Annotated in this window: 22 protein-coding genes; 8 read left to right on the top strand and 14 right to left on the bottom strand. The window is 64.3% G+C overall.

Going from position 1 to position 20006, the window contains the following annotated elements; all coding sequences use genetic code 11:
• The first annotated feature begins 45 nt into the window (after positions 1 to 45).
• Complete coding sequence (locus AC0L30_RS23375; RefSeq protein ID WP_219684512.1) at positions 46 to 474, top strand: ribosomal maturation YjgA family protein; 429 nt, start codon at positions 46 to 48, stop codon at positions 472 to 474.
• A gap of 92 nt (positions 475 to 566) precedes the next feature.
• Here the strand turns inward: AC0L30_RS23375 and AC0L30_RS23380 are convergent, their stop codons facing one another.
• The 3 genes from AC0L30_RS23380 to AC0L30_RS23390 form a co-directional block, all read right to left on the bottom strand.
• Complete coding sequence (locus tag AC0L30_RS23380) at positions 567 to 1730, bottom strand: winged helix-turn-helix domain-containing protein (RefSeq protein ID WP_473405292.1); 1164 nt, start codon at positions 1728 to 1730, stop codon at positions 567 to 569.
• Between the two features lie 115 nt (positions 1731 to 1845).
• Positions 1846 to 2100, bottom strand: coding sequence for a hypothetical protein (locus AC0L30_RS23385; RefSeq protein ID WP_354201448.1), 255 nt, complete (start codon positions 2098 to 2100; stop codon positions 1846 to 1848).
• Positions 2101 to 2215: 115 nt separating this feature from the next.
• Positions 2216 to 2461, bottom strand: a complete 246-nt coding sequence (locus AC0L30_RS23390) for a hypothetical protein (protein ID WP_018455000.1) — start codon at positions 2459 to 2461, stop codon at positions 2216 to 2218.
• A 502-nt stretch (positions 2462 to 2963) separates the two neighbouring features.
• Between AC0L30_RS23390 and AC0L30_RS23395 the strand changes: the two genes are divergently transcribed.
• On the top strand, positions 2964 to 3605 hold the full coding sequence (locus AC0L30_RS23395; RefSeq protein WP_007595207.1) for an OmpA family protein: 642 nt from the start codon (positions 2964 to 2966) through the stop codon (positions 3603 to 3605).
• A gap of 56 nt (positions 3606 to 3661) precedes the next feature.
• On the opposite strand, the gene AC0L30_RS23400 is transcribed toward AC0L30_RS23395, so the two are convergent.
• Positions 3662 to 5092 carry a phospholipid carrier-dependent glycosyltransferase gene (locus AC0L30_RS23400; RefSeq protein ID WP_473405293.1) on the bottom strand — a complete coding sequence of 477 codons (1431 nt, stop codon included), beginning with the start codon at positions 5090 to 5092 and terminating at the stop codon, positions 3662 to 3664.
• A 51-nt stretch (positions 5093 to 5143) separates the two neighbouring features.
• On the opposite strand from AC0L30_RS23400, the gene AC0L30_RS23405 reads away from it, so the two are divergent.
• Positions 5144 to 5845: a FecR family protein gene (locus tag AC0L30_RS23405; RefSeq protein WP_007595209.1), complete on the top strand. Its 702-nt coding sequence runs from the start codon at positions 5144 to 5146 to the stop codon at positions 5843 to 5845.
• Positions 5846 to 5847: 2 nt separating this feature from the next.
• Complete coding sequence (locus AC0L30_RS23410; RefSeq protein WP_007595210.1) at positions 5848 to 7011, top strand: hypothetical protein; 1164 nt, start codon at positions 5848 to 5850, stop codon at positions 7009 to 7011.
• Between the two features lie 124 nt (positions 7012 to 7135).
• Here the strand turns inward: AC0L30_RS23410 and AC0L30_RS23415 are convergent, their stop codons facing one another.
• From AC0L30_RS23415 to AC0L30_RS23425, 3 genes are all read right to left on the bottom strand, one after another.
• On the bottom strand, positions 7136 to 7624 hold the full coding sequence (locus AC0L30_RS23415; RefSeq protein ID WP_007595211.1) for a VOC family protein: 489 nt from the start codon (positions 7622 to 7624) through the stop codon (positions 7136 to 7138).
• Positions 7625 to 7664: 40 nt separating this feature from the next.
• On the bottom strand, positions 7665 to 8093 hold the full coding sequence (locus AC0L30_RS23420; protein ID WP_219684461.1) for a VOC family protein: 429 nt from the start codon (positions 8091 to 8093) through the stop codon (positions 7665 to 7667).
• A gap of 131 nt (positions 8094 to 8224) precedes the next feature.
• Complete coding sequence (locus tag AC0L30_RS23425) at positions 8225 to 8737, bottom strand: cupin domain-containing protein (protein ID WP_007606929.1); 513 nt, start codon at positions 8735 to 8737, stop codon at positions 8225 to 8227.
• A 128-nt stretch (positions 8738 to 8865) separates the two neighbouring features.
• Here AC0L30_RS23425 and AC0L30_RS23430 point away from each other — a divergent pair, with 128 nt between their 5' ends.
• Positions 8866 to 9084 (top strand): CsbD family protein, encoded by a 219-nt coding sequence (locus AC0L30_RS23430; protein ID WP_007595214.1) that lies wholly within the window; start codon positions 8866 to 8868, stop codon positions 9082 to 9084.
• A gap of 58 nt (positions 9085 to 9142) precedes the next feature.
• On the opposite strand, the gene AC0L30_RS23435 is transcribed toward AC0L30_RS23430, so the two are convergent.
• The 5 genes from AC0L30_RS23435 to ggt all read right to left on the bottom strand — a co-directional run bounded on the left by AC0L30_RS23435 (position 9143) and on the right by ggt (position 15354).
• Positions 9143 to 9607, bottom strand: a complete 465-nt coding sequence (locus tag AC0L30_RS23435) for an FKBP-type peptidyl-prolyl cis-trans isomerase (RefSeq protein WP_473405294.1) — start codon at positions 9605 to 9607, stop codon at positions 9143 to 9145.
• A gap of 61 nt (positions 9608 to 9668) precedes the next feature.
• Entirely contained in the window at positions 9669 to 11960 is a 2292-nt protein-coding gene (locus AC0L30_RS23440) for a xanthine dehydrogenase family protein molybdopterin-binding subunit (protein WP_473405295.1), read from the bottom strand.
• Positions 11961 to 11962: 2 nt separating this feature from the next.
• On the bottom strand, positions 11963 to 12979 hold the full coding sequence (locus AC0L30_RS23445; protein WP_219684458.1) for an FAD binding domain-containing protein: 1017 nt from the start codon (positions 12977 to 12979) through the stop codon (positions 11963 to 11965).
• A 4-nt stretch (positions 12980 to 12983) separates the two neighbouring features.
• Entirely contained in the window at positions 12984 to 13598 is a 615-nt protein-coding gene (locus AC0L30_RS23450; protein WP_007595221.1) for a (2Fe-2S)-binding protein, read from the bottom strand.
• A 169-nt stretch (positions 13599 to 13767) separates the two neighbouring features.
• Positions 13768 to 15354: a gamma-glutamyltransferase gene (gene ggt / locus AC0L30_RS23455; RefSeq protein ID WP_007595222.1), complete on the bottom strand. Its 1587-nt coding sequence runs from the start codon at positions 15352 to 15354 to the stop codon at positions 13768 to 13770.
• 185 nt (positions 15355 to 15539) lie between these two features.
• Between ggt and trhO the strand changes: the two genes are divergently transcribed.
• The gene (gene trhO, locus AC0L30_RS23460) at positions 15540 to 16337 is read left to right on the top strand and encodes an oxygen-dependent tRNA uridine(34) hydroxylase TrhO (RefSeq protein ID WP_219684455.1); all 798 of its coding nucleotides are present in this window, start codon (positions 15540 to 15542) and stop codon (positions 16335 to 16337) included.
• Positions 16327 to 16545 (top strand): SlyX family protein, encoded by a 219-nt coding sequence (locus AC0L30_RS23465; RefSeq protein WP_007595232.1) that lies wholly within the window; start codon positions 16327 to 16329, stop codon positions 16543 to 16545. Before trhO ends, AC0L30_RS23465 begins: the two co-directional genes overlap by 11 nt.
• 6 nt (positions 16546 to 16551) lie before the next feature.
• Here AC0L30_RS23465 and AC0L30_RS23470 read toward each other — a convergent pair whose 3' ends face one another.
• Positions 16552 to 18456: a sensor domain-containing diguanylate cyclase gene (locus AC0L30_RS23470; protein ID WP_007595234.1), complete on the bottom strand. Its 1905-nt coding sequence runs from the start codon at positions 18454 to 18456 to the stop codon at positions 16552 to 16554.
• 170 nt (positions 18457 to 18626) lie between these two features.
• Positions 18627 to 18842, bottom strand: a complete 216-nt coding sequence (locus AC0L30_RS23475) for a hypothetical protein (RefSeq protein WP_007595236.1) — start codon at positions 18840 to 18842, stop codon at positions 18627 to 18629.
• A 110-nt stretch (positions 18843 to 18952) separates the two neighbouring features.
• On the opposite strand from AC0L30_RS23475, the gene hemE reads away from it, so the two are divergent.
• Positions 18953 to 19987, top strand: a complete 1035-nt coding sequence (gene hemE, locus AC0L30_RS23480; protein ID WP_473405296.1) for a uroporphyrinogen decarboxylase — start codon at positions 18953 to 18955, stop codon at positions 19985 to 19987.
• Positions 19988 to 20006 lie beyond the last annotated feature (19 nt).

Raw genomic sequence — 20006 nt, forward strand, 5'->3', positions numbered from 1 at the left:
TCGGGGGTTTTGAGCATCGCCGCGAAAGAGTCAATGGAGCAAGCAATGCACGAGGCGCAACCGGTCAAACCCATTGCGCCACTTCGGACATCGCTGATCCGCGCCGGTCTGGCGCTGGCGGTTATTGCCTGCGGACTCTCGCTGCGCTGGTACGGCTTTCCGATCGGCCTGCCGGCCTTCGTGGTGAAGTACGGCGGCTCGCTGCTATGGGCAACGATGGTGTTTCTGCTGGTCGGCGTTTTGCTGCCGCGGCTGCCACGGGCGCGGATGGCGGCCATCGCGACCGTGATCGCGGTCGTGGTCGAATTCTCCCGGCTGGTGCACATGCCCTGGCTCGACGCGTTCCGGTTGACCACGGCCGGGGCGCTGCTGCTCGGGCGCATCTTCTCGCCATGGAATTTGCTGGCGTATGCGGTTGGGATTGCGTTCGGCGTTTGGATTGATCGGCTCGCCAGGGTGCGTACGGTGGGTTAGCGCAGCGTAACCCACCACTGTTTGTCTCCGCGGAAGTGAAAGAGGTGGATTACGCTTCGCTAATCCACCCTACAGACCGACGAGGGCGCATTTCACTCCGCCAATTGAAACTTCTCAAACCGATCGAGCTCCTCCTCGATCTTTTGCTTGAGCTCCTTGCGCCCCGCGGCCTTCTTTCCCTCACCGACCCAGGTCCATTTCCGCATCAGCAGCTTCTTCGCTTGCCGGTCGGTCTTCAGATCGAGCGCCGCGACGATCTCGTCGCCGACCAGTACGGGCAGCGCGAAATAGCCGAGCTTGCGTTTGGCTTTCGGCACATAGGCCTCGAACAAATGGTTGTAGCCGAAAATGAGATTGGTGCGCTTGCGCTGGATGATCAGCGGATCGAACGGCGAGAGGATATGGACGAGGTCAGGTGGCGCGCGCTCGCCCGGCTCGAGCGCAGAAGGCAATGCCCAGTGCTCCTGCTTTCCGGCACTCTCGATGGCGACAGGCACGAGCCCGCCACGGCGGACGCGCGAGCCGATCAGGGCAGCCACCGCCGGCTTGCGCGGCGCGTCGAGATGGCAGACCGAATCGAGGCTCACGACACCTTGCGATCGCAGCGCGCGATCGAGCAGATAGCCTGTAATGTCCCTTGCCGAGGCCGGCTTCGGCAGCTTGTCCCAGCCGAAATGGCGCGTCATCAGCTCATAGGTCTTGAGCATGCCCTGGCGCTCGCTGACGGTCACGGCCCCCGTATAGAAAGCGAGCTGCAACGCCCGCTTCGAGGGTTTTCGGCTTTGCCACAGATGCTCCTTCTCGGTGAGCACGTCGTCCTCGATGTCGCGGATCGTCAGCGGGCCGGCGCGCACCAGCCGCATCACCTTGCGCATGTCGGCAGGCTTCACCGAGGCGAACCATTTGTGCCCCTCGCGGCGGTGCTCGCGCATCGCCGGCAGGAAGAAGCGGAAGTCGCCGGCCGGCACGTAGGACAGCGCATGCGTCCAATATTCAAAGACGCTCTTGTCGACGCTCTGGGCGTGGCGCAGGTCGGCGCGGCGGTAGGACGGGATGCGGCTGAACAGGATGTGGTGGTGGCAGCGCTCGATCACGTTGATGGTGTCGATCTGCACATAGCCGAGATGGGCGACCGCGTCGGAGACGGCTTGCGCGCCGTCACCAAACGGCGCGCGCTCGTTCAGGCGCTGGGCATGAAGCCAGATTTGCCGGGCCTGTTTCGTGGTGAGTGGAATCGGTTTGGGCGCGCGGGACATTGCAGGAGGGAATGTAGCGGAATTCGCGCTGGGAGAAAGAAGCGGACCGGACTCAGCAAAAGAAAAGCCGCGCTGCCATCTGCTGACAGCGCGGCCGCTTGGCGTGGCCGAGGCCCTATTTCATCATCATGGCCTTCTGCGCCTTCATGTAATGCATGCAGCCGCCCTTCATCTTGCCATTGCTCATATCGGTGTTGGCCATGGCCATTTCCTTGTTGGCCGCGACCTTAGCCGGGGTATCGGCCGTGCCCATCATCATGGCTGTCGATTTCATCATGTTATCGCCGGTGCACGCCATCATGGCGGCGGATGCCGGTGAAAGAGAAACGGTGAACGCGACAAAAGCGGCGGCTGTGAGCAAGATCTTCATCGAAAAGTCTCCTCCGTAAAACGAAACCGGCGTCATGCCGGCCTTCGCAATACGTATTCTCCGGCGAAGACGTTTCGGGGAGAAGACAATTTGCTGCGGTGCGAAGGCGGAGCGCTCAGCGCCCGGCTTTCGGGGCTTTGGACCGGTCGCCAACGCTGCCTGTGGCGACATCGGGTTCGCACGAGGCCTTGCCGCGCTCCTCCGCCTGGCAGCGATAGACGTTGCCGGTGAGGCGATCGACCAGCCACATGTTCTCGTCGGTCGGCGCTTGAAGCCCGACATAGCGGGAGGTCAGCCCCGTGATCAGCGTCGACAGCAGGATCGCCACCGCGATCATCGCGGCCCCGATATAGATGGGCATGGAATTCAGGGACACGGTCCGATCTGGCGGGCCACTGCGATAGAACTGATAATCACTTGGCCTCGGCACTGGATGGAACTCGGCTCCCTTCGTTGCGCTTGTCGGAGGCTCCGCCCTAGGCGTCCATCTGGCCGAAAAATTGTCCGCAGACAGGCCATCACGCGACGGCTTTGCGACAATCGGTCAGCACAGGTTTCCCTGAGTGAACCGGGGCCCCGAGTGGCACCTGGGCGCGGCGGTCCTCAGTGATGCGGATCACGACAGGACTGCGACGGCTCGAACGCTCGCCGGGCAGCGTGCGACCACTCTCTTCACGCGTCAGCGTCGGTCCTCGGAGTGGACCGCGGGCCGGCCCTCCATCAACCCGAAACCGCTTGAAATTCGCTGCCATGGCCCTGGAGGGCCCCGTTTCCACCGTGACCAAGATCACACCAGGGGTTTTGAACCTGCCCTATGCTTGCAGCATCAAATAGCCATCAGGCGTCACAACGAGGATACGACAATGACTAGTTTCAATAAGTCTTTTGCACTGAAGGCGATGACCCTCTCGGCACTTCTCTCGATGACGGCCGGCTTGGCTATGGCCGGCGACGGCAATGTCTCGACCAACCAGATCCTGGATGCATTGAAGCCGAAGGCGGCGACCCGCGGGCTGTCCGCAGGTCCGCAGGTCGATCCGGCGGCGCAGGCCAAGGAATCGACGTTTCTGAACACGGTGCGCAACCGCTCGACGCGGTCGCTGTCGACGGGCGAGCGCGAGCAGATTGCCGAACTCGCCGCGACCAAGCCGAAGATCGATCTGGAGATCCAGTTCGACTACAACTCGGCCGACATTGCCAAGACGTCGGTGCCGTCGGTGCAGGCGCTCGGCAAGGCGCTGTCCGATCCCTCGCTGAAGGGCTCGACTTTCGTGGTCGCCGGCCACACCGATGCGGTCGGCACCGAGGGGTACAATCAGGGGCTCTCCGAGCGGCGGGCTGACACCATCAAGAAGTATTTGGTGCAGAACTACGGACTCACCGGCACCGATCTCGTCACCGTCGGCTACGGCAAGACCAAGCTGAAGGATGCCGCCAACGGCGCCGACCCGATCAACCGCCGCGTCCAGGTCGTGAACATGGACACCCAGACCGCGTCAAAGTAATTCCCAGGTCATCGCCCATAAAGGCGCCGCCTGTCGTTCCCCGGCAGGCGGCGATATCATATCCAGCTCTGGAAGAGCATCAGCCGGTTGAAAGTCTGCATCGACGTGCCGATGAAGGCCGCCGAGATCGGCAGCATGGCGGCAAAGCCGATCGCGGCGACCCCGACATAGGCCCACAGCAGCCAGCGTGGCAGTCCGTCCCGGCGCAGCACATAGACCAGCGCGAGCGACGCCAGGGTCGCAGCCGGCAGATAGTAATAGATGAAGGCGAGCGTGCGCGGCAGCAACGCCCAGGCGAGCCAGCACCCGAAATAGAAGACCGCGATCAGGAACGCATCCCGGCGGCGCGCAACGACGAAGTCGCGCAGCACGACGGCGAGCGCGAGCAGCGCCGGCCACAGCACCAGGGGATTACCGAGGAAGGCGATCGCGGAGACATTGCCGTCCGCGGTCTTGTCGAACAGGAACCATACCGGGCGCGCGAGCAGCGGCCATGACGGCCACGCGCTCATATAAGTGTGGCCGGCGATGGCAGTGGTGGTGTTGTCGGCGAAGATCCGGCGTTGCGCCTCGACCAGATCCGGCAGCGACACGCCGTACAGCGGGACGAAGGCCGCAAGATATGTCATCGCGGGCAGGACGGTGAAGCAGAGCACGACGTGATGTAATCTGAAGTCGGGCCAGAGGTCGGGCCGGTACCAATCCCCCGGCTTCGCGTCGGCAAACAGGGTGTGCCAGCCCTGCATCAGGCGGATCACCGCGACGATGACGATGCAGATTCCGAGTGGAAACAGGCCGCTCCATTTGCAGGCCGCAGCACAGCCGAACAGGCTGCCGGCAGTCGCGAACAATGCATGAGGCCGGTCCTTTCGAAAGCCGTGCATGAAGGCGGCAATCGCGAGCAGGCCGAAGCCGAACGCAAAAATGTCGAGCATCGCGATGCGCGCCTGCACGTACACCATCTGGTTGCAGCCGGCGATCAGTGCGGCGGCGATCGCAGGCCCTTGCGCGGCGAATAGCGCGAGGCCGCACAGATAGATCGCGACGATCGCGAGCGCGCCGAACAGTGTCGCGGGATAGCGCCAGCCCAGCGCGTTGTCGCCGAAGGCCGCGATCGAGGCGGCGATCAGCTCCTTCGCCAGTGGCGGATGCATCGGATTGAGCATCGGTTGCGACATCGTCGGTGCCAGCATCTGCCGCGCCGCCGGCACGTAGTGCACTTCGTCGAAGACGAACTTCTCCGGCGTCGTCAAGCCGATCAGCAGGGCGAGATGCGCGGCCAGGAAAATCGCGACAGCAATCACTGCGCTCCGCGACACCTTCGGAACCGCGGGCAAGTCGAGCGGCATTTGTGGGGATGTTTTGCGTGGCAAATTTGCGTCACCGCCGAGAATAATAGACATCGCAGTTTTCATTGAACGCATTCTGCCGCGACTGTCACTAAGCATAGCGCAGGTCTCGCGCTGCTTGTGATAATTCCGCCACATCGCAAGCGCGCGCGATCCGGTACGATCAGGGACACATCGATCGGTTGCGAAATGAATTTGCGTTTCTGGCTTTTCTCCACGCTGTTGTCGATCGCCTTGTGCGTGGCCCCTTGCGCGCAGGCGCAGACGCGCGTCGGGGAAGCCGTCGTGATCCAGAATGAGGTCGTTCGCGTGGCCGCGACCACGACACCGATCAGCATTGGCGACAGCATGCTGCGGGACGAGACCGTGCGCACCGGCGCCGGCAGCGCAGCGCGCTTCGTGATGGCCGACAGCACCAATCTGTCGCTCGGTCCGAGCGCCACGCTCAAGCTCGACCGCACCGTCTTCAACGACGAGCACAGCTATCGTGACGTTGCGATCCGCATGACGACCGGCGCATTCCGTTTCGTCACCGGACATTCCGAGAAGACCGCCTACAAGATCACGACCCCGCTTGCGACGATCGGCGTGCGCGGTACTACACTCGATATCCTGTCCCAGCGCGGCCGCTCGGTCGTCGTGCTGCAGGACGGCGCCGCCAGTGTCTGCACGACGAGCCAACAGTGCGTGCAGCTCACCCAGCCCGGCGACACCGCAATCATCAGCTCGACCGGCGGCAAGGTCTCCATCAGTAAGACCAATACGCCGCCCTGGACCTTTGCCGCGACCTGCGCCGCGAGTGCGGGACTGTGCGCGGTCAACCAATATGCGGACGCCTCGCCGACCATCACGCCTGCCGTCCACGACGACGGCATGCTGTGCGGACGCTGAAGATGGCGGTATTCAACGTCAGGCGCTTCATCGTCGCGAGCGTGCTGACCGCCGTGTTTGCGTTTGTCGCGTTGGATGCCCGTCCGGCGGCAGCCCAGGGGGCGACGTGCGAATCCGGGTGCGGAGAGCCGACGCCCTCCCCTTCGCCGACATATTCACCCTCTCCAACGACAACCTACAGCCCCTCGCCCGCGCCCAGCCCCTACCCGTCATCGTCGCCGAGCCCTTATCCGTCCTCTTCGCCGAGCCCGACGCCGACACCGACGCCGACCGGCGCGGATTCCAGCGGCGGCTCGATCGGCGACCTCGCCAACCAGCGCTTCAACCAGATGATCACCAACCGAGTGCTCGGCACGGTGCTGCTCGGCGTCAACGAGCAGGTCAATTGCAGCAACTGCGTCAGCGCGTTCGGCTCCGCCGGCTCGTTCTCGGCCGGCATCCACGGCCGCAAGGAGCTGACCAACAATCTGTCGCTGCTCGCCGGCATCGCCTACACGCAATACAGCGAAGGCGGCTACAACATCACCAGCGCGCCGATCGGCGCATTCGCGCTACGCTATGACTTCACCGACTGGGGCTCGTCGCGTCCGTTCTTCGACGTCGGCACGATCCTGACGCCGTGGGAGAAGGCGCGCTACACCCGCAGCTACAACACCAGCCTCGGCCCGGTGAGCGTCACGAGTTCGACCAACGCCGCGAACTACGCCGTCTACGGCCGCGCCGGCTGGATGAGCCGCGTGTCGCCCCGCGACGAGGTCGCCGCCTCGATCGAGGTCTGGCAGCTCTGGCAGCGCGTCTCGGGCTACACCGACAGCGCAGTGGCGTTCAATCCGTTCGATGCCAGCATCGCGACCGGCACCGACCGCACCAGCCTGGTCAAGATCGGCGGCCAGTGGACGCATCTCTACGGCAGCAATATCGAGGCCAACATCAATGGCGGCTGGGTGCAGTCGTTCGCTGGCCATAGCGGCATCGTCGCCACCGTGACCGGCGACGGCGTGGTGGTGCCGACCATGGGCAACCAGGGCTGGTTCGAATATGGCGGCCGGCTCGGCTTCCGCATGCAGAAGGGCTGGATCGTGGACCTGTTCGCCAACGGCACGCTCGGCCCGCAGCCAGTGGGTAACACCATCCATGGCGGCGTGGGGCTGCGGATCAATTATTAGCGGCGGGCTCAATCTCGTAGGGTGGGCAAAGCGGAGCGTGCCCACCACTTTCTCTCGCCGAGAAAAAATGGTAGGCACGGCGCAAGCGCGCCTTTGCCCACCCTACGATACTGTGGCTTCCACATCACGCTGCCGACTTGCCCTCGAACGCGCGGCGCAAGGTCTCTACGTCGAGCTTCACCATCTTCATCATGGCCTGCATCGCGCGTGCGGCAGCCGCCTTGTCGGGGCTCGAGAGGAGTTCGAATATCACCTTCGGCACGACCTGCCAGGCCACGCCCCAGCGATCCCTGAGCCAGCCGCACTGCTCTTCCTTGCCGCCATGGGCCAGGAACGCATTCCAGACGCTGTCGACCTGGGCCTGATCGTCGCAATGGATCATCAGCGAGATCGCATGGGTGTATTCCATTTTCATGCCGCCGTTGAGCGCGACCAAAGGCTGTCCCGCCACCGAGAATTCGACGACGAGCACGGAGCCTTCCTTGCCGGACGGGCCATCTGAAACGTTGCGCTGAACATGCGTGATCGCCGAATTCGGCACGAGCGAGACGTAGAACTTCGCGGCTTCCTCGGCATCGCCATTGAACCACATGCATGGAACGACCTTCGACATCGTGAATGCTCCTCTTCAGTTGTGATGTTCGCGCGCTAGATCAGGCGTTCGCCATGTCGGACTGCGCCGGGAAGGCTGCCATGTCCATCCAGTTCACGCCCCACATGTGGCCGTCCGGATCCTCGAAGCTGCGGCCGTACATGAAGCTGTATTCGTCCTTCGGGCTGGGATCGGCCACCCCGCCTGCAGCCGCGGCTCTGCTGACGATATCGTCGACCTCGGTCCGGCTATCGGCGGACAGGCAGAACAGCGCCTGGTTTGAGGTCTTTGCATCCGAGATCGGCTTCGGCGTGAACTGCCGGAATTTCTCGTGGGTCGTCAGCATCGCGTAGATGGTCTCGGAAAAGACCATGCAGCTCGCTGTTTCGTCGCTGAATTGCGGGTTCCTGGTCGCCCCGACCGCCTCGTAAAAGGCAGTGGCGCGCTTGAGGTCGGTCACGGGCAGATTGAGGAAAATCATCCTGGGCATCGGAGCTCCTTGGGCGGGGTTCTGCCCAAGGACGGATGGCCAAGCGGCGATCCGACACGGCTTCCGGATCTTTTTTGGACCCCTGCCTGCGAGGTTCTGTCGCACAGAACCCGCTGGCTTTCAGGTGTTCCTCACTTCTTCTCGTTCGGATCGCGGTGAATGGGATCGACCCACAGCACGGTCTCGGGCTTCTCGACCGGCTCGATGTCGAGGTTGATCGCGACCGCCTCGCCGTCGCTGCGCACCAGCACGCATTCCAGCACTTCGTCCGGGCTGGCGTTGATCTCCTGATGGGGCACGTAGGGCGGGACGAAAATGAAGTCACCGGGGCCAGCCTCTGCGGTGAATTGGAGGCTCTCGCCCCAGCGCATCCGCGCCTTACCTTTCACGACGTAGATGACGCTTTCGAGATGGCCATGGTGATGCGCGCCGGTCTTGGCGTCGGGCTTGATGCTGACCGTGCCCGCCCACAATTTCTGCGCACCGACGCGCGCGAAATTGATCGCGGCCGCGCGGTCCATGCCCGCCGTCGACGGCACGTTGGTATCGAGCTGGTTGCCGGGAATGACGCGCACGCCGTCATGTTTCCAGCGATCATCGTGATCGTGGTCATGGTGGGAATGCGAATGGTCATGACCGGTCATGAGACTTGCTTTCTGTTGGTTCCGTGCGCGGCAAACTAACCCAAAGCCGCGACATCGAGCCATACCAAAATCGGAACCCTCATAACCGTCGAACGTTGTCCTGACGAGCAAACCGCAAGGAGGATTTCATGGGTAGCACGACCGACAAGATCAAGGGCACCGCAAACGAGGCAATGGGAAAGGCCAAACAGGGCATCGGTGAAGCCACCGGTTCCGAGCGCATGAAGGGCGAAGGTGCGGTCCAGGAAGTGAAGGGCAAGGGCCAGCAGGCCATGGGCGATGCCAAGGATGCCGCGAAAGACGCGGTCGATCGCGCTGCGGCTTCGGCCAAGCGCGCGACGGAATAACGAGCATCGCACTCAAAGTGAAAGACCGGCCGAGAGGCCGGTCTTTTTGTTTGCGGGCTTACTTCACCCCGAGCAATTCCACGTCGAACATCAGCGTTGCGTTCGGCGGGATCACGCCGCCTGCGCCACGGGCACCATAGCCGAGCTGCGGCGGAATGATCAGCGTGCGCTTGCCGCCGACCTTCATGGAGGCAACACCCTCGTCCCAGCCGGCGATGACCCGGCCCTTGCCGATCGGGAATTCGAACGGCTCGTTGCGGTCGACCGACGAGTCGAATTTCTTGCCCTTCTGGCCGTTCTCGTAGAGCCAGCCGGTGTAGTGCATCACGCAGATCTGGCCGGGCTTCGGCGAAGCGCCGGTGCCGACGACGCTGTCGGTAATCTGCAAACCTGAAGCTGTGGTCATGGTCTTCCCTGCGGTCTGGGCCGAGGCCGTGGTGGAGACGAAATCGGACACGCCGACGATCACGGTGATCGCGAGTGCCGACATGATGGCGAGGAGCACGCGCTGTAAACGCTGCATAAGACACCTTACGTTTGAGGCGGAAGGTGTCTAGCGCAACGCCGACGCCGTTGCCACCCCCTCAGGCCTCGATATTTTCCAGCCGCACGGGCAGCTTGCGGATGCGCTGGCCTGTGGCGTGATAGATCGCATTGCAGATCGCCGCATTGGTGCCGACATTGGCGAGCTCGCCGAGGCCCTTCACGCCGGCCGGGTTGATGTGATCGTCCTGCTCGGAAAGCAGGATCACCTCGACACCGGGGACGTCGGCATTCACTGGCACGAGATAGTCGGCTAGATTGTCGTTGACGTAACGCGCATTGCGCTCGTCGATCTCGGTGGCCTCCAGCAGTGCCGAGGACATGCCCCAGATCAGGCCGCCCATGAGCTGGCTGCGCGCCGTCCGCGGATTCATGATGCGGCCCGCCGCGAACGCTCCGACCAGCCGGGGGCAGCGGATTTCATGGGTAAAGCGGTTGACGCGGATCTCGACGAACTCGGCACCGAAGGCGTACGCGATCTTGTCCTTCATCTGATGGCCACCGACGAGCCGCGCGTGCCCGCTGTGCATCGCCGTGAATGAATCCAGCGGCGCGCCTTCGGGCTTCCACTCGCCGTATTCCTCGACGATACCGCCACCGAGTGCGTCGAAGGCCTTTTCGATATCGAGTGGACGATCGCTCTGCGCCGCCTGCGTGCTCGGCGCCTGGCTGATGCCGACGGTCTCTTTGGCCTTGTCGGCTAGGCTGTCGCTCGGCATCACGGCCTTGAACAGCCTTTGACGAATTCGGTCGCACACCATCATCACCGCCGAGCAGGTGCTGGCAGTCGAGTTCGAACCGCCGGCAACAGGCGCCGGCGGCAGATCGCTGTCGCCCAGGAACACCGCGACCTTCTCCAGCGGCACGCCGAGCCGCTCGGCCGCGGTCTGGGCGATGACGGTATACGCGCCGGTGCCGATCTCGTGACCGGCGATCTCGACCCGGGTACGGCCGTCGCGCTGGAGGCGGACGCGCGCGGCAGAGGGCGCCATCTGCGTCGGATAGCAGGTGGCGGCACAGCCATAGCCTATCAGCCAGTCGCCGTCCGACATCGATTTCGGCTGCGGCGAACGCTGCGACCAGCCGAACGCCCTGGCGGCCTCGTCGAAGCACGCCATCAAGGACCGCGACGTATAAGGCTTGCCGCCGATCGGCTCCACGGTGGTGTCGTTGATGCGGCGGAGCTCGACAGGGTCCATGTTCAGTTTCACCGCAAGCTCGTCCATCGCGCTCTCAAGCGCGAAGAGATACGGCACCTCCGGCGGAGAGCGCATGAAGCCGGGCGTATTGCGGTCAGCGCGCACGATCGACACCAGACTTGCGACGTTGGGGCAGGCATAGAGCCGCGTCGTCGTCTTCGTGCCGCCGACGCAATAGGCATCCGGACGCGACGAAACCTCCGCGCCGTCGTGTCTCAAAGCCACCAGCTTGCCGTCCCGGCCCGCACCAAGCCTGATCTCGTGGCGCGTCTCGGCCCGGTAGGTGGCGATGGTGAAACCCTGGTCGCGGGTCGGCACCAGCTTGATCGGCCGGTTCAGGCGTTTGGCAATGCCGGCGATGATGGCGGTGCGGGGCGTCATCGAGCCGCGCGAACCAAAGCCCCCGCCGACATAGGGATTGACGACACGGACCTTGTCGGCGTCGATGCCGAGCTGCTCGGCGACGCCGTTCTTCAGGCCGTAGACATACTGGCTGCCCTCGTAGATGACGAGGTTGTCGCCCATCCAGGCGCAGCTCGTCGTAAACAGCTCCATTGGATTGTGGTGCTGGGTCGGCGTGTCATAGGAGGCGGTGAGTTTGACCTCGGCTGCGTCGAACGCCTTGGCGAAATCGCCGACCTCCGGGTCTTCCTTGAACTGTGCGTTCTGTCCCTTTGCCGCCGTCGTGGTGGTCCCCGGCGACTCAAAGCTCGCACTCGGCGCCACGGCCGTGTAGCTGACCTTGACGCGATTGGCGGCCTCGCGCGCCGCCTCGTAACTTTCGGCGATGACGACGGCGATGATCTGGCCATCATGGGCGACGTCGGCTGATTTCAGCGGCTGGATCGTGGTCCCGGCATAGCCGCCATTGCTGAACAGTTTCGATTCCTTCAGCTTCGGAGCGTTCTCGTGCGTGACGATGTCGATCACGCCGCGGACCTGCCTGGCATCGTCGAGATCGAAACCGTCGATGCGGCCCTTGGCGATGGCGCTGGTGACCAGGAATGCGTAGGCTGGATTGTCGAGCGGCATGTCGGACGCATATGTCGCCCGGCCCGTGACCTTTGCGGCCGCGTCATAGCGCGGCACGGGATGGCCCATGTTTGCTTTCGGCTCGGGAGCTGCAGCGGTCATGATCAGATCTCCATGGTTACGGCCTGCTGGAGCGCGCGCGCCACCACGCGCTTGCCGAGCGCGATCTTGAAGCTGTTGTGCCGGCGGCCCTTGGCGTCGGCAAACGCGGCATCGGCCACACGCTGCGCCAGACCGTCGTCGAATTTCTGTCCCTTCAGCAGCGCCTCAGCCTCGCGCGCCCGCCACGGCACGGTGGCGACGCCGCCGAGCGCGACACGCGCGTCCCTGATCGTGCCATCCTGCACATCGAGCGCGACCGCAGCCGACGACAGCGCGAACTCGTAGGACTGACGGTCGCGCGCCTTGAGATACACCGAGCGCGGCCAGCGGCCGGGAATGGAGAACGCAGAGATCAGCTCACCGGGCCGAAGCGTGGTCTCGATCTCGGGCGTCGTGCCGGGCGCCTTGTGCAAATCTGCGAACGGCAGGCTGCGCGTGCCGGACCTGCCGGTGATTTCGACCACCGCATCCAGCGCGATCAGCGCCTGGGCAAAATCGCCGGGATAGGTTGCGATGCACTGATCGGAAGTACCGAGCACCGCATGCATGCGATTGACGCCGTCCATGGCGGCACAGCCCGAACCGGGATTGCGCTTGTTGCAATTCTCATAGGAGACATCGCGGAAATAGCTGCAACGCGTTCGCTGCATCACGTTGCCGCCGAGCGTCGCCATGTTGCGCAGCTGGGCGCTGGCGGCGAGCTTCAGGGAATTCGCGATCACCGGATAGTTGCGCTGGATCTCGGCATGCGCGGCCACGTCGGACATCTTGGCGAGCGCGCCGAGCCGCAAGCCGTCACTGCCGGGCTCGATCGCCGACCAGCTGCGCGCCAGCGGATTGATGTCGACGATTGCCGCGGGCCGCATCACGTCCAGCTTCATCAGGTCGATCAGCGTGGTGCCGCCGGCGAGCGGCTGTGCTGTAGCCTTGGTCAGCGGATTGTTCGCAGTTGCGGCAGCGCTGAGCGCCTGCACGGCCATGTCGGGGTCTGTTGCCCTTTGGTAGGAAAACGATCGCATGGGCCTAGCCTTTCATGATCTCGGGCGCGGCCTGCTTCACGGCAGCGACGATGTTGGGATAGGCGGCGCAGCGGCAGATGTTGCCGCTCATGTATTCGCGGATGTCGGCCTCGCTGCCCGCATGCCCCTCCTTGACGCAGGCCACGGCGGACATGATCTGGCCCGGCGTACAATAGCCGCATTGAAACGCGTCGTTGTCGACGAAGGCCTGTTGCATCGGATGCAAATGATCGTCGGTGGCAAGGCCCTCGATCGTGGTGATCTCCTGCCCCTCGGCCGCGAGCGCGAGCGTCAGGCACGACACCACGCGTCGATCGTCGATCAGTACCGTGCAGGCACCACATTGGCCGTGGTCGCAGCCCTTTTTGCTGCCGGTGAGCTTGAGATGCTCCCGCAGCGCGTCGAGCACCGTTGTGCGCGCGTCGATGTGCAGGCGCTTGTCCGTGCCGTTGACCCGCAGCGTGACATCGACGGGGAGCGCCGGATCCTGCGCGGCCGACACGCTCGCATCCTGGGCGGCCGCACGCGCTGTCATGGGGACCAGCGCACTGCCGGCAGCGCCAGCCATGAAGGCGCGCCGATCGAATCCGGTCGGTCCGGAACCTGATTTTTCGGACATGGAGGGCCTCCGCCGCTTCGAGCAAGAGCAGCGCACGCCTGCACCGCTCATCGGCCCTTAACCTGAAGCAGTGAACTCCGTTCCGAACGAGAAAGGGCGACGCAGCAAATGCCGCGTCGCCCTTCGTCAAATTTTGCTGATGTTGCGCGGGGAACCCCGTGCGCGGCGGTCAGTATCCGAGCGCGCAACCGTCTTTGCGCGGATCGGAACCGCCGGTGAGCGTGCCCTTGTCCCAGTCGATCCAGATCGCCTGCGCGCCGCCGAGCGGACCGACGACGCTGGTGGTCTTGTGGCCGAGTTTCTTCAGGCCTTCGACGATATTGGCCGGCACGCTGTCCTCGAGCTGGTACTGTCCTTCGTAATGCAGGCCGCGCGGCATATCGATCGCCTCCTGCACGTCGCAGCCATAATCGAGAATGTTGGTCACCACATGGGCTTGGCCAACCGGCTGATATTGTCCGCCCATCACCGCGAACGGCATCACCGAACGGCCGCCCTTGGTGAGCAGGCTCGGCATGATCGTGTGCAGCGGGCGCTTGCCGCCGGCGATGCAATTCGGGTGGCCGGGCTGGATGCGGAAGCCGCCGGCGCGATTCTGGAGCAGGATGCCGGTCTTGTTCGAGACGATGGCGGAGCCGAAGGAATGCGCGACCGAGTTGATGAACGAGCAGACGTTGCGGTCCTTGTCCACGACGGTGATGTAGATGGTCGAGGGATTCATCGGCGGCGCGACGTTCGGCAGGTCGAGCATGCCGTCCATGCGGATCTTGTCGATGTGCTCGTTGCAGTATTCCTTGGCGAGGATCCTGGCGACCTCGATCTGCATATGCTCGGGATCGGCGACATGCAGCTCGCGATGCATGTAGGCGATGCGCGCGGCCTCGGCTTCGAGGTGGAAGCGCTCGACGCTGAGCGGCGCGTATTTCGTCAGGTCGAACCGCGACAGGATGTTCAACATCAGCAGCATGGTGAGGCCGGGTCCGTTCGGCGGGCACTGCCAGACGTCGTAGCCCTTGTACATGGTGCCGATCGGCGTCGTCGTCTCGGTGGTGTGCGCGGCGAAATCGTCGAGCGTGTGGAGGCCGCCGATTCCGCGCAGGGTCTCCACCATGTCCTCGGCGATCGGGCCCTTGTAGAAGGCGTCGCGGCCGTCCTTGGCGATCGCCCGTAGCGTCTTGCCGAGCTCGGCTTGGCGGATGACGTCGCCGGCCACCGGCGGCTTGCCGTGCGGCAACAGATACCGCTCCGTGTTGGTGCCACCCTTCAGCTTCTCGAACTGGTTCTTCCAGTCGAAGGCGATGCGAGGGGCGACGACGTAGCCTTCCTCGGCGGCCTTGATCGCGGGCTGAAGCAGCCGGTCGAAGCCGAACTTGCCGTGGTCGCGCAAAACGGTCGCAAAGGCGTCGATCACGCCGGGGATCGACACCGCATGCGCCGAGGTCAGCGGCACGGAGTTGATCTTGCGCTCGAGATACCAGTCGGCGTTCGCCGCCTTCGGCGCGCGCCCCGAGCCGTTATAGGCGATGATCTTGCCCTCGCCGCGCGGCTGGATCAGCGCAAAGCAGTCGCCGCCGATGCCGGTCGATTGCGGCTCGATCACGCCGAGAATGGCCGAGCCCGCAACGGCCGCGTCCACCGCCGTGCCGCCCTCGCGCAGCACCTCGATCGCGGCGAGTGACGCCTGCGGATGCGAGGTCGCCACCATCGCGTTGGTGGCGTGGACCGTGGACCTGCCGGGGAAATGGAAGTTTCTCATCGAATTCTTGCTCTCGTTGGCGTCTGGCGCGGATGGCGTGTCGTTTCGGAAAAAGCCGCGCCTACATGACACATTCCGGCCCGCCGGGGCAATGCTGGCATACCAGGGAAATGGCTGCCATCCGCTGGGAATAGAGCTGCTTCTTGCGGGTTTTCCGGGCGCGCCCCGCCTGCTAAACGGGCGCCATGATTTGCAAGGTCGCCGCCTTCTACCAATTCGCCGCCCTGCCCGATTACCGGGAGTTGCGCGAGCCGCTGCGCGCGTTCTGCGCCGGCCTGGCGGTGAAGGGCAGCGTGCTGCTCGCGCAGGAGGGCATCAACGGCACGGTCGCGGGTGCGGGCGCGGCGATCGACGCTCTCGTCCATGAGCTCGCGCACGGCGACATCTTCAGCGGCAGGTTGAACAATCTCGAATTGAAGTTCTCGACCGCCGAGGCGATGCCATTCGGCCGGCTCAAGGTGCGGCTGAAGAAGGAGATCGTCACGCTCGGCGACGAAGCCGCCGATCCGACCCGGCAGGTCGGCACCTATGTCGATGCGAGCGAATGGAACGCGCTGATCGCGGCGCCCGACACGCTGGTGCTCGACACCAGGAACGCCTTCGAGGTGGCGATGGGGACGTTCGACGGCGCGCTCGACCCAGGCATCGAGAGCTTTGGCCAGTTCAAGGAATTTGCGGCCGAACGGCTCGATCCTGTCAAACACCGCAGAATCGCGATGTTCTGCACCGGCGGCATCCGCTGCGAGAAAGCGAGCGCGCATCTGCTCGCGCGCGGCTTTGCCGAGGTCTATCACCTCAAGGGCGGCATTCTCAAATATCTGGAAGAGGTGCCGGAGGCTCAGAGTCGCTGGCGCGGCGAATGCTTCGTGTTCGACGAACGGGTCGCGCTCGGTCATGGTTTGCAGCAACTTGGCGCGCAACAACTCGGCTTGCAAGAACTTGGCTCGCCCGAACGAAATAAGGACGCGGCACGTGACGAATGAGATCCAGACGCTCGGCGAGCGCATCGACACGCTTGAGACGCGCCTCGCCTATCAGGACGACGCGATCGAGACGCTGAACCAGACCATCACCGCGCAGTGGAAGCAGATCGACGCGCTGACGCGAAGGATCGCAGAGCTCGGCGAGCGGCTGCAGGAGGCCGAGGCGAATGCGCCGGGAGCCGCCAATGAGCGCCCCCCGCATTATTGAGCGGGGTTACTGACCGGACGCCTTGAGAAGAAGGTTGCTCACCTCGCCCGACATCATCAGCCGGTTGCGCCCGGCTTCCTTGGCGGCATAGAGCGCCTGGTCGGCGGCCTCGATCAGCGAGGTGACGCCGGCCGTGCGCTCCAGCGCCGGCCGGCAGGCAGCACCGCCGAGCGAAGCGGTGACGCAGCCAGCCGCATGGTTGCTGGCGTGGACGAGGCCCGCATCGCGGATCGCCCGTCGGATCCGGTCGCCGATCAGGGCGCAGCCGGCAGCGTCGGTGTTCGGCAGCAGCATGGCGAACTCCTCGCCGCCGTAACGCGCCGCCAGATCGCCGGAACGATGCATCTCGGCGGCGATGATCTGCGCCACCTGCCGGAGGCAGGCATCGCCCGCGGGATGGCCGTATTCGTCGTTGTAAGACTTGAAGTGGTCGACGTCGATCATCAGCAGGGAAAGGCTGGAGCGCTCGCGATAGGCACGCGCCCACTCCTCCTTCAGTCGTTCATCGAAGCGGCGGCGATTAGCAAGCCCGGTGAGGCTGTCCTCGATCGCGAGCGTTTCGAGCCGGGTCTCGAGCTTCTTCTGCTCGGTGATGTCGCGCGAGATCGCGACCACGCCGTCGACGCTGCCACTCTCCTTGCGGGTCACCCGCATGGTCGATTCGAGCCAGACTTCGGCGTTCTGCCGGTGCGCGTTGCGATAGGTAACGCGCACCTCCTCCTTCTCGCCGCGTTTCATGGCGTCGACGAGAGCCTGGACCTGCGGCCGGTCGTCCGCGTGAATGCCGGCGAGCGCGAGGGTTCCGATCAGCTGATTGGCGCGCCAGCCGACGACGCCAATCGACGATGGCGAGACATAGCGCAGCCGCTCGTCGAGCCCCATACGCGTCACCATGTCGCTGGAGCTTTCGGCAAGCAGTCGGAAATTCGCTTCCTTCTCGACCAGCGCGGCCGCCATGCTCTGGCCCCGCTGCAACTGCCGCACCAGCACCGCACCAATGATTGCGATCAGCATGACCAACGCGAGCACGTAGAGCATGCGGGAGATCACCGCAGCGCGCCAGGGTGCGAGCAGCTCGTCCTTGTCGACGGTGGCGAGCAGGACCAGCGGATAACGGCCAGAGCGCTTGAAGAAGCTGACGCGTTCGGCGCCATCGAGCGGCGACTTGAAATGATAGACGCCGCCCGGCCGCTGCAGAGCGGCGTCGCGGAACAGCGGCGTATTGGCAACGCTGCGGCCGATGTATTTCTCGTTGCTCGGGTAGCGCGCGATGATCAGGCCGTCGCCGTGTGTCAACGCCACCGAGCTGTTGCGGCCGATCTCGAACTGTTCGTAGAAATGCGAGAGATATCCCGAGCTGATGGTCGCGAGCACCACGCCACCGAAGCTGCCATCCAGCTTGTTGAAACGGCGCGACAGGGTGACGACCCACTCGCCGTCGAGCAGGCTCTTCACGGGCCGGCCGACATGGGGCTCCCGTTTCGGCGAGAGCTGGTGATAACGGAAGAACGCGTCGTCGTTCAGAGTCGAGCCGATCGTGCCGGGCGAGGTCAACCAGTTGCCGCGGTCGTCAATGATGGCGAGGCTGTGGATGCGCTCTACCGCCTTCTTGCGCACCTCCAGCAGGGTTCTGAGCTTGGCGATCGTGGCCGGCTCGGTGCCGTCCATCTCCAGCCGGCTGACGACGCCGACGACGCCAGAATCCAGCAGATCGAGGCTGTCATCGGCATGCTGCGTCAGCGATCGCGCAACGTTGGCCATCTCGGTCTCGGCGCCCTTGAGCACCGCGTCGCGGGCCGCCCATTCCCGCCAGCCGCTGACGCCGAGGATGGCCACGCAGGTCAGCGCGACGAACGCAGCTGCCCGCAGCGGCAGGCGGCTCAATCCGGCTCTTTGGGTCACAGCACTCATGCGGCAGAATTCTCCGAAGATCGGAAACTCTGCTGCTTCTGTTATTGAACTCTGAAACGCCCGCAGAAATATGCGGCGATGTCGGCGGTTCCCGTAGTCGTACGGACACCGGAATCAGCGCATCGCTAACAGGGCATTAGCAGAGCTATCGGAATCCGGCGCTCCCGCGGCTAGCTGAAGATGGCCTTAACCTTGTCCCAGAGCGAGGGATTGTCGGCCTCCGCATCGGCCTTCGAGGGCGTTGGCTGGGCGGCGCTCACGGGATCGGACGCCGGGAAGGTATCTTTCAGCCCGGCGTCGAGCTTGGCGTGGCGGTCGGCGGCGAGCGCTTCGTGCAGATCGTCGGCGTGCTTGTCATGCGGCGCGGGGTTGAATGTCTCAGCCATGGTCTCGTCCTCCGTTGGCTGGTCAACGCGGTCGAATTGCGCTTGGTTCCCCTGTTCCGCTTCGGGCCGCGGCGGTGTATCAGGAGCCCTAACCATCCTCAGGACCGTTCGTGCCCCAGTCTGCGACAAAGCCTTTCATCGACGTCCTCTCCGGCCAGCGGCAGGTCATTCCGCCGATCTGGATGATGCGGCAGGCCGGCCGTTACTTGCCGGAATATCGCGAGGTGCGCGCCAGGGCCGGCGGCTTCCTCGACCTCTGCTTCAACCCGGAGCTTGCCGCCGAGGTGACGCTGCAGCCCATCCGGAGGTTCGGCTTCGATGCGGCGATCATCTTCTCCGACATCCTGGTGATCCCCTATGCGCTCGGACGCTCCGTGCGCTTCGAGGTCGGCGAGGGTCCGCGGCTCGAACCGCTGGATGATCCCGCCAAGGTCGTGACACTGGCGAAACACGCCGATTTCGGCAAGCTCGCGCCGGTGTTCGAGGCGCTCAAAATCGTGCGCGGGGCGCTCGATCCCAAGATCGCGTTGATCGGCTTCTGCGGCGCCCCGTGGACGGTGGCGACCTACATGGTCGCCGGCCAGGGCACGCCTGACCAGGCGCCGGCGCGGATGATGGCCTACCGGCATCCGGAGGCGTTCGCTGAGATCATCGACGTGCTGGTCGAGAACTCGATCGAATATCTGCTGGCGCAGCTTGCGGCAGGCGCCAACGCCTTGCAGATCTTCGACACCTGGGCCGGCGTGCTGCCACCCGCCGAGTTCGCGCGCTGGTCGATCGAACCGACCCGGCGCATCGTCGAAGGCGTGCGCGCCAAGGTGCCGGATGCGAAGATCATCGGCTTTCCGCGCGGTGCCGGTGCGCAACTGCCCGGGTTCGTCGAGGCGACCGGCGTCAACGCTGTCAGCATCGACTGGACCGAGGAGCCGGCCTTCATCCGCGAGCGCGTGCAGAGCAAGGTTGCGGTTCAGGGCAATCTCGATCCGCTGGTGCTGATCACAGGCGGCGCCGCGCTCGACCGCGCGATCGACAACACGCTGGCGAATTTTGCGCAGGGGCGGTTCATCTTCAATCTCGGCCACGGCATCCAGCCGGAGACGCCGATCGCCCATGTTGAGCAGATGCTGAAGCGTGTGCGGGGCTGATTTATTTTGCGCCTGGGGA

It is taken from the genome of Bradyrhizobium sp. MI1.11 (assembly GCF_055811255.1).

What these genes read in the sequence shown, in the direction of transcription:
- AC0L30_RS23375 (WP_219684512.1), top strand. Translation starts at nt 46, where the DNA reads ATGCACGAGGCGCAACCGGTCAAACCCATTGCGCCACTTCGGACATCG.
- AC0L30_RS23380 (WP_473405292.1), bottom strand. Translation starts at nt 1,730, where the DNA reads ATGTCCCGCGCGCCCAAACCGATTCCACTCACCACGAAACAGGCCCGG.
- AC0L30_RS23385 (WP_354201448.1), bottom strand. Translation starts at nt 2,100, where the DNA reads ATGAAGATCTTGCTCACAGCCGCCGCTTTTGTCGCGTTCACCGTTTCT.
- AC0L30_RS23390 (WP_018455000.1), bottom strand. Translation starts at nt 2,461, where the DNA reads ATGCCCATCTATATCGGGGCCGCGATGATCGCGGTGGCGATCCTGCTG.
- AC0L30_RS23395 (WP_007595207.1), top strand. Translation starts at nt 2,964, where the DNA reads ATGACTAGTTTCAATAAGTCTTTTGCACTGAAGGCGATGACCCTCTCG.
- AC0L30_RS23400 (WP_473405293.1), bottom strand. Translation starts at nt 5,092, where the DNA reads ATGTGGCGGAATTATCACAAGCAGCGCGAGACCTGCGCTATGCTTAGT.
- AC0L30_RS23405 (WP_007595209.1), top strand. Translation starts at nt 5,144, where the DNA reads ATGAATTTGCGTTTCTGGCTTTTCTCCACGCTGTTGTCGATCGCCTTG.
- AC0L30_RS23410 (WP_007595210.1), top strand. Translation starts at nt 5,848, where the DNA reads ATGGCGGTATTCAACGTCAGGCGCTTCATCGTCGCGAGCGTGCTGACC.
- AC0L30_RS23415 (WP_007595211.1), bottom strand. Translation starts at nt 7,624, where the DNA reads ATGTCGAAGGTCGTTCCATGCATGTGGTTCAATGGCGATGCCGAGGAA.
- AC0L30_RS23420 (WP_219684461.1), bottom strand. Translation starts at nt 8,093, where the DNA reads ATGCCCAGGATGATTTTCCTCAATCTGCCCGTGACCGACCTCAAGCGC.
- AC0L30_RS23425 (WP_007606929.1), bottom strand. Translation starts at nt 8,737, where the DNA reads ATGACCGGTCATGACCATTCGCATTCCCACCATGACCACGATCACGAT.
- AC0L30_RS23430 (WP_007595214.1), top strand. Translation starts at nt 8,866, where the DNA reads ATGGGTAGCACGACCGACAAGATCAAGGGCACCGCAAACGAGGCAATG.
- AC0L30_RS23435 (WP_473405294.1), bottom strand. Translation starts at nt 9,607, where the DNA reads ATGCAGCGTTTACAGCGCGTGCTCCTCGCCATCATGTCGGCACTCGCG.
- AC0L30_RS23440 (WP_473405295.1), bottom strand. Translation starts at nt 11,960, where the DNA reads ATGACCGCTGCAGCTCCCGAGCCGAAAGCAAACATGGGCCATCCCGTG.
- AC0L30_RS23445 (WP_219684458.1), bottom strand. Translation starts at nt 12,979, where the DNA reads ATGCGATCGTTTTCCTACCAAAGGGCAACAGACCCCGACATGGCCGTG.
- AC0L30_RS23450 (WP_007595221.1), bottom strand. Translation starts at nt 13,598, where the DNA reads ATGTCCGAAAAATCAGGTTCCGGACCGACCGGATTCGATCGGCGCGCC.
- ggt (WP_007595222.1), bottom strand. Translation starts at nt 15,354, where the DNA reads ATGAGAAACTTCCATTTCCCCGGCAGGTCCACGGTCCACGCCACCAAC.
- trhO (WP_219684455.1), top strand. Translation starts at nt 15,540, where the DNA reads ATGATTTGCAAGGTCGCCGCCTTCTACCAATTCGCCGCCCTGCCCGAT.
- AC0L30_RS23470 (WP_007595234.1), bottom strand. Translation starts at nt 18,456, where the DNA reads ATGAGTGCTGTGACCCAAAGAGCCGGATTGAGCCGCCTGCCGCTGCGG.
- AC0L30_RS23475 (WP_007595236.1), bottom strand. Translation starts at nt 18,842, where the DNA reads ATGGCTGAGACATTCAACCCCGCGCCGCATGACAAGCACGCCGACGAT.